The organism is Collinsella tanakaei (assembly GCF_016900375.1).
In the GTDB taxonomy this organism is placed as follows: domain Bacteria; phylum Actinomycetota; class Coriobacteriia; order Coriobacteriales; family Coriobacteriaceae; genus Collinsella.
This window is the reverse complement of record NZ_JACJKB010000009.1, coordinates 84,885-95,710: the sequence shown is the minus strand read 5'-3', so window position 1 is coordinate 95,710 and position 10,826 is coordinate 84,885. Positions and strand designations below refer to the sequence as shown.

9 protein-coding genes are annotated in these 10,826 nt (G+C 65.0%); 6 read left to right on the top strand and 3 right to left on the bottom strand.

Annotated features, from left to right (window positions below; translation table 11 throughout):
- Positions 1 to 389: 389 nt before the first annotated feature.
- From pflB to pflA, 4 genes are all read left to right on the top strand, one after another.
- Positions 390 to 2,474 carry a formate C-acetyltransferase gene (gene pflB, locus H6A16_RS06960; RefSeq protein ID WP_204617515.1) on the top strand — a complete coding sequence of 695 codons (2,085 nt, stop codon included), beginning with the start codon at positions 390 to 392 and terminating at the stop codon, positions 2,472 to 2,474.
- Between the two features lie 86 nt (positions 2,475 to 2,560).
- Positions 2,561 to 2,812 carry an autonomous glycyl radical cofactor GrcA3 gene (gene grcA3, locus H6A16_RS06955; RefSeq protein ID WP_204617513.1) on the top strand — a complete coding sequence of 84 codons (252 nt, stop codon included), beginning with the start codon at positions 2,561 to 2,563 and terminating at the stop codon, positions 2,810 to 2,812.
- A gap of 170 nt (positions 2,813 to 2,982) precedes the next feature.
- Positions 2,983 to 4,053 carry a Gfo/Idh/MocA family protein gene (locus H6A16_RS06950; RefSeq protein WP_239458259.1) on the top strand — a complete coding sequence of 357 codons (1,071 nt, stop codon included), beginning with the start codon at positions 2,983 to 2,985 and terminating at the stop codon, positions 4,051 to 4,053.
- Between the two features lie 44 nt (positions 4,054 to 4,097).
- Complete coding sequence (gene pflA, locus H6A16_RS06945; RefSeq protein ID WP_204617510.1) at positions 4,098 to 4,898, top strand: pyruvate formate-lyase-activating protein; 801 nt, start codon at positions 4,098 to 4,100, stop codon at positions 4,896 to 4,898.
- Positions 4,899 to 4,931: 33 nt separating this feature from the next.
- Here pflA and moaC read toward each other — a convergent pair whose 3' ends face one another.
- Together moaC and H6A16_RS06935 are read right to left on the bottom strand one after the other, a co-directional pair.
- Complete coding sequence (gene moaC / locus H6A16_RS11070) at positions 4,932 to 6,224, bottom strand: cyclic pyranopterin monophosphate synthase MoaC (RefSeq protein WP_204617508.1); 1,293 nt, start codon at positions 6,222 to 6,224, stop codon at positions 4,932 to 4,934.
- 4 nt (positions 6,225 to 6,228) lie between these two features.
- A complete protein-coding gene (locus H6A16_RS06935; RefSeq protein WP_239458258.1) occupies positions 6,229 to 7,305 on the bottom strand; it encodes a GTP 3',8-cyclase MoaA in 1,077 nt (358 codons plus the stop codon).
- A 210-nt stretch (positions 7,306 to 7,515) separates the two neighbouring features.
- On the opposite strand from H6A16_RS06935, the gene H6A16_RS06930 reads away from it, so the two are divergent.
- On the top strand, positions 7,516 to 7,998 hold the full coding sequence (locus tag H6A16_RS06930) for an S-ribosylhomocysteine lyase (RefSeq protein ID WP_204617505.1): 483 nt from the start codon (positions 7,516 to 7,518) through the stop codon (positions 7,996 to 7,998).
- Positions 7,999 to 8,048: 50 nt separating this feature from the next.
- Here H6A16_RS06930 and H6A16_RS06925 read toward each other — a convergent pair whose 3' ends face one another.
- Entirely contained in the window at positions 8,049 to 8,906 is an 858-nt protein-coding gene (locus H6A16_RS06925; protein ID WP_204617503.1) for a MurR/RpiR family transcriptional regulator, read from the bottom strand.
- A 204-nt stretch (positions 8,907 to 9,110) separates the two neighbouring features.
- Between H6A16_RS06925 and H6A16_RS06920 the strand changes: the two genes are divergently transcribed.
- Positions 9,111 to 10,544: a 6-phospho-beta-glucosidase gene (locus tag H6A16_RS06920; RefSeq protein ID WP_204617501.1), complete on the top strand. Its 1,434-nt coding sequence runs from the start codon at positions 9,111 to 9,113 to the stop codon at positions 10,542 to 10,544.
- The last annotated feature ends 282 nt before the right edge of the window (positions 10,545 to 10,826 follow it).

Genomic DNA, 10,826 nt, shown 5'->3' with positions numbered 1-10,826 from the left:
AATAACCCCTGTCCCGATTTCACGCGGTGGCGCCTCCCGGCTGCGTCCCCAGAGAGGCCAGCCCGCCCGCGGCGCCGGGTGTCCGAAAACATCTCCGTCCTGAAAGCGGACACGAATGAAGTCGCGGGGGATGGGTATCCTAGGAGCGCCGATAAAACTACTGAGTAAGTAGGAAAAACACAAGCGGGACCATAAAAGTTAGAAGTTTCTAACACAAGTCTGAAAGCTGGTATGTTATCCTCGGCTTACATTTGATGCGGCACTTGGCAAAACCTGTTCGAGACTCGGAAAACAAGCAGGTCAAAGGCATCAGCGCATCAGATATCCACCCACTTCGTGCGCAGCGCATCGCCGCTGGGCACGCGAACCGCGAGGAGCGTGGTCAAGCAATGCAACAAGCATGGGAAGGCTTCACTGGAGGCATCTGGGAGCGCGAAGTCGATGTTCGCGACTTCATCCAGCGCAACTACACGCCATATGAGGGCGACGAGTCGTTTCTCGTCGGCCCGACCGAGCGCACCAAGAAGCTCTGGGGCACGGTGCTCGACCTGCTCGAGGAGGAACGCGCGAAAGGCGGCGCCCTCGACATCGAAACAAAGGTCGTGACCGGCATCACAGCATATCCCGCCGGCTACATCGTGGCCGATCACCCCGAGCTCGAGACCATCGTCGGCCTGCAGACCGACAAGCCGCTCAAGCGCGCCCTGCACGTCAACGGCGGTATCCGCATCGCCTGCCAGGCGGCCGAGCAGCACGGCTACGAGATCGACCCCACGGTCGTCGATATCTACACCACCAAGCGCAAGACGCACAACCAGGGCGTGTTCGATGTGTACAAGCCCGAGATGCGCGCCTGCCGCTCCGCCCACATCATCACCGGTCTGCCCGACGGCTACGGCCGCGGCCGCATCATCGGCGATTACCGCCGCGTGGCGCTCTACGGCTTGGACTACCTGATCCGCGACAAGGAGGCCCAGAAGGCCGCGACGCCGCATACCATGACCGAGGCGGTCATCCGCGACCGCGAGGAGCTTGCAGAGCAGATTCGCGCGCTTCACCAGCTCAAGCAGCTCGGCAGCATCTACGGTTTCGACATCTCGCGCCCTGCCGAGAACACGCAGGAGGCCATCCAGTGGATGTACTTCGCGTACCTCGCGGCGGTGAAGGACCAAAACGGCGCCGCCATGTCCATCGGCCGCACCTCGACGTTCATCGATATCTACGCCGAGCGCGACCTTGCGCGCGGCAGGTTCACCGAGGAGCAGATCCAGGAGTTCGTCGACCACTTCATCATGAAGCTGCGCATGGTCAAGTTCGCGCGCACGCCCGAGTACCAGAACCTGTTCTCGGGCGATCCGCAGTGGGTCACCGAGTCCATCGGCGGCATGGGTGTCGACGGCCGCACGCTCGTCACCAAGACGAGCTACCGCTACCTGCACACGCTCGAGAACATGGGCACCTCGCCCGAGCCCAACCTCACGGTCCTGTGGAGCACCAAGCTGCCGCAGAACTTCAAGGAGTTCTGCGCCAAGACCTCCATCGCGAGCTCGTCCATCCAGTATGAGAACGACGACGTCATGCGCGTGTACCATGGCGACGACTACGCCATCGCGTGCTGCGTGTCGTCCATGCGCGTCGGTAAGGAGATGCAGTTCTTCGGCGCCCGCGCCAACCTTGCCAAGTGCCTGCTGTACGCGCTAAACGGCGGCATCGACGAGGTTTCCAAGAAGCAGGTGGGTCCGAAGTACCGCCCGGTCGAAGGCGACACCCTCGATTACGATGACGTCATCGCCAAGTACAAGGACATGATGCGCTGGCTTGCCGGCGTGTACGTGAACACGCTGAACATCATTCACTACATGCACGACAAGTACTGCTACGAGGCCATCCAGATGGCGTTGCACGACCATCACGTGCATCGCTGGTTCGCCACGGGCATCGCCGGCCTGTCGGTCGTGGCCGACTCGCTTTCTGCCATCAAGTACGCGAAGGTGCACCCGGTCCGCGACGAGGACGGTGTGATCGTGGACTTCGAGATCGAAGGCGATTTCCCCAAGTACGGCAACGACGACGACCGCGTGGACCGCATCGCCCACGACGTCGTGCACGAGTTCATGGAGTTCGTGCGCCGCAACGACACGTATCGCAACTCGGTGCCCACGACCTCGGTGCTGACCATCACCTCGAACGTGGTCTACGGCAAGAAGACCGGCGCCACCCCCGATGGCCGCGCCGCCGGCGTGCCGTTCGCCCCGGGCGCCAACCCCATGCACCAGCGCGATACGCACGGTGCCATCGCCAGCCTGTCCTCGGTGGCGAAGCTGCCGTTCCGCGATGCGCAGGACGGCATCTCGAACACCTTCTCCATCATCCCGGGTGCTCTCGGCAAGGAGGATCAGGTGTTCTTCGGCGACCTCGACCTGGGCGACATCCAGTTCGAAAACCCCGTCCCCACCTGCAATTGTGACAGTTAGGACGGGGCCAGCTGTCACGTTTTGCCCGAGCATGACAGGGGGAACCGTCCTACCTGTCATGGTTTGCGACTAGTAAGGAGTCTTTCATGAAAGTATCCGATGTTTCCCAGAACCAGGCCGATAACCTGGTCAGCATGATCGATGCATACGCCGAGAAGGGCGGGCATCACCTGAACGTCAACGTGTTCAACCGCGACACGCTGCTCGACGCTCAGGCCCATCCGGAGAAGTACCCGCAGCTCACCATTCGCGTGTCCGGCTACGCGGTCAACTTCCACAACCTCACGAAGGAGCAGCAGGACGAGGTCATCTCGCGCACGTTCCACGAGGGCATGTAGGAGGCGCATCCAAGCGCCGGGGCCGGCTCGCCGCGCATGGGCCGGCCCTGGCGCTTTTCCGCGCACTCGGCGTCGGAGCCCGGTTCGCGCGCGGGGACTTGAGGCTCCCGGGCGTTTCTGGTAATGGTGAGGGCGAATGAAGTTTGCCGCCAGCCATAAGGAGGGCCCGAATGGAGCGCATGGGTTTTGCCGTCGTGGGAACGAGCGCCATCGCCGACAGCATGATCGAGACGACTGCCGCCAGCGAGGCGGCGCGCTACGTGGGAAGCATGTCGCGATCGGAGGAGCGCGCGGCGGGCACGACGGAGCGGCATGGGGGAACAGCGCCCTTTGCGAGTATCGACGAGGTGTGCGCATGCCCCGAGGTCGACGCGGTGTACATCGCCAGCCCCAACGCGCTTCATGCCGACCAAGCGCTGCAATGCGTCCGCGCCGGGAAGCACGTGCTGGTGGAAAAGCCACTTGCCCAGAACGCGGCGCAGGCCGAGCTCCTGTTCGACGAGGCCGCGGCGCATGGCGTCGTTGCCATGGAGGCCATGCGCTCGGTGCACGATCCGGGTATGGACGTGATTGCGGCTGCCATGGAGCGCATCGGCCGTGTTCGCCGCGCGAGCCTGCGCTTCGGCAAGTACTCCTCGCGCTACGACGAGGTGCTCGCCGGCAGTCAGACCAACATCTTCGACGCGCGCTTGGCCACAGGTGCCCTCATGGATATCGGCATCTACTGCGTCGAGGCCATGGTGCGCCTGTTCGGCGCGCCGCAGACGATCGCCTGCGCCCCGGTGCTCATCGCAGATGCCGCGACGCAGGCCACGGGCGGCGTCATCGACGGCGCGGGAACGATTCTCGCGGGGTACGGCGATAAGATCGTCGAACTTTCCTACTCCAAGATCTCGCAGGACCTGATGCCCTGCCAGATCGAGGGCGAGCTGGGAACCGTCACCTTCGGCGGGGCGTCCATTCCCTCGCACGGCACCCTGCGCCTGCGCGGCCAGGCGGCGCGCGACGCTGGGTATTCCGCCGCGCAAAGCGCGAGCGACATCGTCGAAGAGCTCGTCTTTCCACCGTGCGAGAACAACATGTGCTACGAGCTGGAAGATTTCGTGGCATGCGTGCGCGGCGAGATGGATGCTGCCCCGTGGCGCGATATCACGCTCGCCTCGCTTGCCGTGACCGACGAGGCGCGCCGGCAGGCGGGCATCGTCTTTCCCGCCGATACCGCAGCGGCGCATATCGAGTAAAACCGTCGCGCACGGCGTCGCGGCGGGGGAGGGGGCGAGCCGCCATGGCGCGCAAGACATTCGAAACCGCAGGCAGCGACCTGCAGTCCAGCTATACGATCGGCCGCATCCACTCGGTGGAGAGCATGGGCACGGTCGACGGCCCGGGCATCCGCTTCGTGGTGTTCGTGCAGGGCTGCCCGATGCGGTGCCTGTACTGCCACAACCCCGATACGTGGCAGGCAGGCCCCAACGCGGGCACGCCCGTGAGCGTCGAGCAGCTTGTCGATGAGTTCGAGAGCAACCGGGCCTTCTATCGCTCGGGCGGCATCACCGTGTCGGGCGGGGAGCCGCTCCTGCAGCCGGCGTTCGTGGCCGACCTGTTCGCCGCCCTGCATGCGCGCCCTGCCGGCCGCGTGCAAACCTGCCTCGATACCTCGGGCTACGCCTTCGACCCCGCCCATCCCGAGCGCTTCGCGCGCCTGCTGGACGAGACCGACCTGGTGCTCCTCGACATCAAGCATGCCGATCCGGATGGTCATAAGCGCCTGTGCGGCCGCGAGCCCGAGCGCATCCTCGCGTTTGGCGATGAGCTCGCGCACCGCGGCATCGATGTCGTGATTCGCCACGTGGTGGTGCCGGGCTATACCGACACGGAGGAGGAGTGCGAGGCCTTGGGGCGCCTCATCGCGCCCTGGCACAACGTCGTGGGCCTCGAGATGCTGCCGTACCACACGATGGGCGCGTCGAAATACGAACAGCTGGGCATCGCCTACCCGCTCGCCGGAGTGGAGCCCCAGGACAAGGCGCGCATGCCGGAGCTCCGGGCCGCCGTGTTGCGCGGCATGCGCGCGGCGCGGGTGTAGCGGGAGCAATCGCGGCCGCGCCGCAGCGCAGGGCTAGCGCCCGAGCCAGCGCAGGATGAAGTTCACGATCGCCGCGGCGTCGTTGATGTTGATGAACGGCGGCAGCTCCCGCAAAACGCCCGTCTCGGTCGTCTCGCGGGTCGCGCGAGCGCGGAAATCGCGCTCCACCACGTCGTTGCAGGCGACGGCGATGGTGTTGTCGTCGACGAGGTCGAAGGAGGTGTCGCCGCGCAGGCGGTCGACGCCCGAGCGGGTCACCACGATGTTGGGGAGCCCTGCCGTCTTGTAGCCCTCGACGATGACGATGTCCACATCGGTATAGTGCGTGAGCAGGTCGGTCACGGGAACCTCGCCCTGGGTGCCGGCGTACTCCGCATACTGGCCGGGCGAGATCAGGCCCACGTGCCGGCTGCCCGCCTGCGCGTGGCGCCAGGAGTCTTTACCCGGCTGATCGATATCGAAGCCCTTGTGGCCGTGGTGCTTGATGGTGCCCACGCGCAGTCCGCGCTGCGTGAGGCGGGTGATGATCTTCTCGACGAGCGTGGTCTTGCCGGAGTTCTGGTAGCCGATGAACGCGATGGCCGGCGCTGCCATGCCGGATCCGGGGCCGCCGGGCAGAGGCGAGGCGGGCTCGGCGGGAGTCTCAGGCTCTGCGGGCGTCTCGGCATCAGCGGGCGCCTCGCCTTCCTCCTGGGCACCGCGGTCCCACACGCCCGAGCGGCCGCCCTCCTTGTGCAGCAGGCGCACGTCGACGATCTCCATACCGCGGTCGACGGCCTTGCACATGTCGTAGATGGTGAGGCAGGCGACCGACGCCGCCGTCAGCGCCTCCATCTCGATGCCGGTGACGCCGGTGACGCCAAGCGTCGCCGCAACGTGGAAACCCACGCGTCCATCCTCGCGCGAGCCGTCGCCCTGGGCGGGAATGGGCTCGATCTCCACCTTGCTCTTGGTGATCATAAGCGGGTGGCACATGGGGATGAGCTCGCTTGTGCGCTTGGACGCCATAATGCCGGCGATGCGCGCGCACGCGAGGACGTCGCCCTTCTTCGCGCGGTCCTCGAGCACCATGGCCTGGGTCTCGGGATGCATGAGGATCGAGCCTTCGGCCACGGCGAGGCGCTGGGTCACCGCCTTTTCGGACACGTCGACCATACGCACGTCGCCCTTCTCGTCCACATGGGTCAGGGCGTCGCGGTAGGCGTCGCGCGGGGCGGCGGTATCGGGCTGCTGCGCGGCGGTGCTCGTCTCCTTCTCAGGAACGGTCGTAGCTGCGGCCTTCTGCTGAGCCGCCGCCTGGGGCTTCCTCGTCGTTCTCCTTGCCATGGCGTCAGCCTCCAATCTGGGACATGAAGCGTGCGGTGCCGTCCGTCGTCTCGTGCTCGAGCGGCTTGTGAGCGAGGGCGGTGCGGTAGATTTCCAGGACGCGCGCATCGTCGTTCGCGCGCAGGGCGTCGCGCACGGGATACTCATCGTCCGAGAACAGGCAGGGCCTGAGCTTGCCGTCTGCGGTAAGGCGCAGGCGGTTGCACTGGCTGCAGAAGTGGTTCGACATGGCGGAGATGAACCCGACGGTTCCCTCGGCGCGCTCGAAGCGCCAGTACTGGGCCGGTCCCGCGCCCGAAGGGGCGTGCGATCCCACGGGTACGAGCGGGCCCGCACCGGCGCGCTCGCCGGCTGCGGAGATTTGCGCACGGAGCTCGTCGGAGGGCACGATATCGCTTTCGTCCCAGGCCTCGGGATGCAGCTCAGGCGCCGCGCCGCTCACGCCCGGAGGGCAGTGGGGCTCGCTTGCGCATGCCGTCATGGTCTCCTCGTTGCCGATGGGCATGTACTCGATGAACCTGACGTGGATGGGCCGGTCGATGGAAAGACGGGCTAGGTCGAAGGCGTCCTGGTTGAGCCTGCGCACGACCACGGTGTTGACCTTGACCGGGTCGAAGCCGTACTCGAGTGCGGCGTCGATGCCGGCGAGCGCCTGCTCAACGCGGCCGAGGCGCGTGATGCGCGAGAACTGTTCCGGATCGAGCGTGTCGAGCGAGATGTTCACGCGGTCGAGTCCCGCCTCGGCAAGCTGCGGCGCCATGCGCGGCAGCAGCGCGCCGTTGGTGGTGAGCGAGATGTCCTCGATCTCGGGGATGGCGCGAATGGCGCGGATCAGGGGCACGATGCGGTGCGAGACCAGCGGCTCGCCGCCCGTCAGGCGCACGCGGCGAATGCCCTCGTCGGCAACAAGGCGGACGAAGCGCGCAATTTCCTCGGCAGTGAGCAGCTCCGTGTGCTCGCGCGCCGAGACGCCCTCGGCGGGCATGCAGTACACGCAGCGGTAGTTGCACTTATCCGTGACGGAGATGCGCAGGTAGGAGATGCTGCGCCCGAAGCCGTCATGAAGGTCGTGGGTCGACAAGGTGTCAGGGCCTTTCCACGTCGAATGGTATTCGTTCAAGAATAACACCTGACAGGTAGGACGGGTCCCAGTGTCATGCTTTGCGGCCGATCGGGCTGCGGGCTGCTCGCCGGCTCGGGAGCCCAGCCGCCTTGCCGCAATGGTATCCTGCTTTTCGGCTACATAGCTGCCCGACGACAGGGCAGCGTTTGCATCGAAGGAGCGTCCCTTATGGAAAAGATCGCAAGCTTTACCGTCAACCACCTCGTGCTCCAGCCCGGCGTGTACGTGTCGCGCGTGGACCGCGATCCGGCGACCGGCATGGTGGTCACGACCTTCGACCTGCGTCTGACGGCGCCCAACCGCGAGCCCGTCATGAACACCGCTGAGTGCCACACGATCGAGCACCTGGGTGCAACGTTCCTGCGCAACCACCCCACATGGGCCGAGCGCGTGGTCTATTTTGGTCCCATGGGCTGCCGTACGGGCTTCTACCTGGTGGTGTTCGGCGAGGTGACCTCGGAGGACATCCTGCCGCTCGTGCGCGAGCTGTTCGAGTTCGTGCGCGATTTCAAGGGCGATATCCCCGGTGCGGCGCCCGAGGAGTGTGGCAACTACCTCGACCAGAACCTGCCCATGGCGCACTGGCTGGCCGAGCGCTACCTGACGCGCGACCTCTCCGACATCGACGAGACGCGCCTGCATTACCAGTAGGCGGTCATACGTCAGCGGGCTGATGCCCGGGCGCGGCTGCATCCGGCCCGCTATGCGGGCGGCACGGGCAGATGCGTGTAGGGCAGTGCGCCTTTGAGGAAGGTCGCGCTGCGGTCGTAGTCTGCGGCGAATACACAGCTGAACAGGATGTCCAGCACGAACTGCACGGATATGTGGCTCGCGAACTGCGTGATGCGCTCCTGGAGGTGCTCGCGGTCGCCGACCAGCAGGTAGGCCGCAAGCCCCGGATGCCGCCGCCGCGCCGCCGCCGTTCCGATGTAGACGACGGGCACGTTTCGCTCGGTGAGCAGGGCGAGCTTGCGGTTGATGTCGGGCGCGAGCCCTGAGTACGAGATGAACACGGCGACATCGCGCTCGTCGCTCACGAGGGCGCTTCGGTACTGCCGCTCGACGTCCTGGTGGCAAAACGCGTCGCGGCCGATGGAGAGCAGGCGGTCGCAGAACATCTGCGCGGGGTGCAGGTTGTGGGACTGCGTGAAGATGCCGATCTTGCGGGCGCTCCCGATCAGTTCGGTGGCGCGCTCCAGCTGGTCGATGTCGAGCACCTCGCTGGTGTCGCGCACCGTCGCGGCATACACCGAGCCCATCGTGGACACGATTCGCGATGTCTCCTCGTCTGGGCCGAAGGGGAAGTTGATGTCGACGTCGGCGTTTCTGCCCTGACGCGCCATGGAGCGCGCGACTTCGACCTTGAGCTCCTTGAAACCCTCGAGGCCGAGCTTCTTGCAGAACCGGTGCACGCTGGCGATCGACACGTGCGCTGCCCGTGCGAATTCCTTGATCGACACCGAATGCAGGCGGTCGCCCATGTCCAGCACGACATGCGCCATCTGCGTCTCGGTAGGGGTGAGGTTGCGGGCGGTCTCGATGCGCCTCTTGATGCTCATGCACAGCTCCTCAAAATAGGTATCAAAAAGTATCATAGACCACCGCGACCTGCGGTGTCGGGCAGAAAAGAAGTGTCTGAATGGCTTCGCTCGCTTGTGGGCGCCGACCGCTGTGGGCATACTCAGGCTATGGGTACGCGGTTGCGCATTCGGTCGGGCAAAGGGGCCGGTCGAGCGCGATCGCAGGTGAGAAAGGATGAGCTCATGGCATTTCCCGACGGCTTCCTGTGGGGCGGCGCGACTGCGGCCAACCAGTGCGAGGGCGCGTACAACGAGGGCGGGCGCGGCCTCGCCAACGTCGATGTGATCCCGCACGGCGAGGCGCGCTGGGCCGTGATGGCCGGCGAGCGCAAGATGCTCGACTTCGAGGACGGCTTCTACTATCCCGCGCAGCAGGCCATCGACATGTACCACCACTACAAGGAGGACATCGCCCTGTTCGCCGAGATGGGCTTCAAGACCTACCGCCTGTCCATCGGCTGGAGCCGCATCTTCCCCAACGGCGACGAGACCGAGCCCAACGAAGAGGGCCTGGCCTTCTACGAGGACCTGTTCCGCGAGTGCAAGAAGCACGGCATCGAGCCGCTCGTGACCATCACGCACTTCGACTGCCCCATCCACCTCATCAAGGAGTACGGCGGCTGGCGCAACCGTAAGCTCATCGACTTCTACAAGAACCTCGTGACGGTGCTTTTCAGCCGCTACAAGGGCCTGGTGAAGTACTGGCTCACCTTCAACGAGATCAACATGATCCTGCACCTGCCGTTCATGGGCGCGGGCCTGGTGTTCGAGGAGGGTGAGGACCGCGAGGCCGTGGAGTACCTTGCCGCGCACAACGAGCTCGTGGCGAGCGCTTGGGCCACCAAGATCGCGCATGAGATCGACCCCGACATGATGATCGGTTGCATGCTGGCCGCCGGCACGGTTTACCCGTTCTCCTGCCGTCCCGAGGACGTGCGCGAGGCGCAGGTCGGCAATCAGCAGAACTATTTCTTCGTGGACGTTCAGAGCCGCGGATATTATCCGAATTACGCCAAGAAATTCCTCTCGCGCCGCGGCATCGACGTGGGCATGACGGAGGAGGACGAGAAGATCCTGGCCGAGAACACGGTGGACTTTATCTCCTTCTCCTACTACAACACGCGCTGCGCCGCCGCCGAGACCACGACCGAGGCGCCCAGGTCGGGTAAGGGTAACGTATTCGCGGGCGTGGAGAACCCCTACATCGCGCGCAGCCAGTGGGGCTGGGGCATCGATCCGCTCGGTTTCCGCGTTACGCTCAACGACCTGTGGGATCGCTACCAGAAGCCGCTGTTCGTGGTGGAGAACGGCTTGGGCGCGAAGGACGAGGTGAATCCGGACGGCACCATCGATGACGACTACCGCATCGACTACCTGCGCCAGCACATCGAGGCTATGCGCGATGCCGTCACCGAGGACGGCGTCGAGATGCTCGGCTACACCACCTGGGGCCCGATCGACCTGGTCTCCGCCAGCACGGGTGAGATGTCCAAGCGCTACGGCTTCATCTACGTCGACCGCGATGACGCCGGCAACGGCACCCTCGCGCGCTCCAAGAAGAAGAGCTTCGACTGGTACAAGAAGGTCATCTCCACCAATGGCGAGGATCTGGCCTAACAGTTAACTGACCTGATCGGCCGGACTGAGGCACCTCAGCCGGCCGTCTCCGTTGTTGAGAGTTTGGGGACAGGTCCCAAACTTTCATCGAGAGCGGTCTGGCGTAACCGGGGATATGTACCGGGCGTAACGGATTGTGGAAAGGGCGCTTCGCGGCGCCCTTTCTGCTGTGTCGCGTGCAAGTTTGGGACCTGTCCCCAAACTTGCACGACCGTTTACGGAAAAATACCTGCCGTTCGCGCCGTGGGGGGCGCGATATTTCTCCGAAAGTCCGTATCTTCT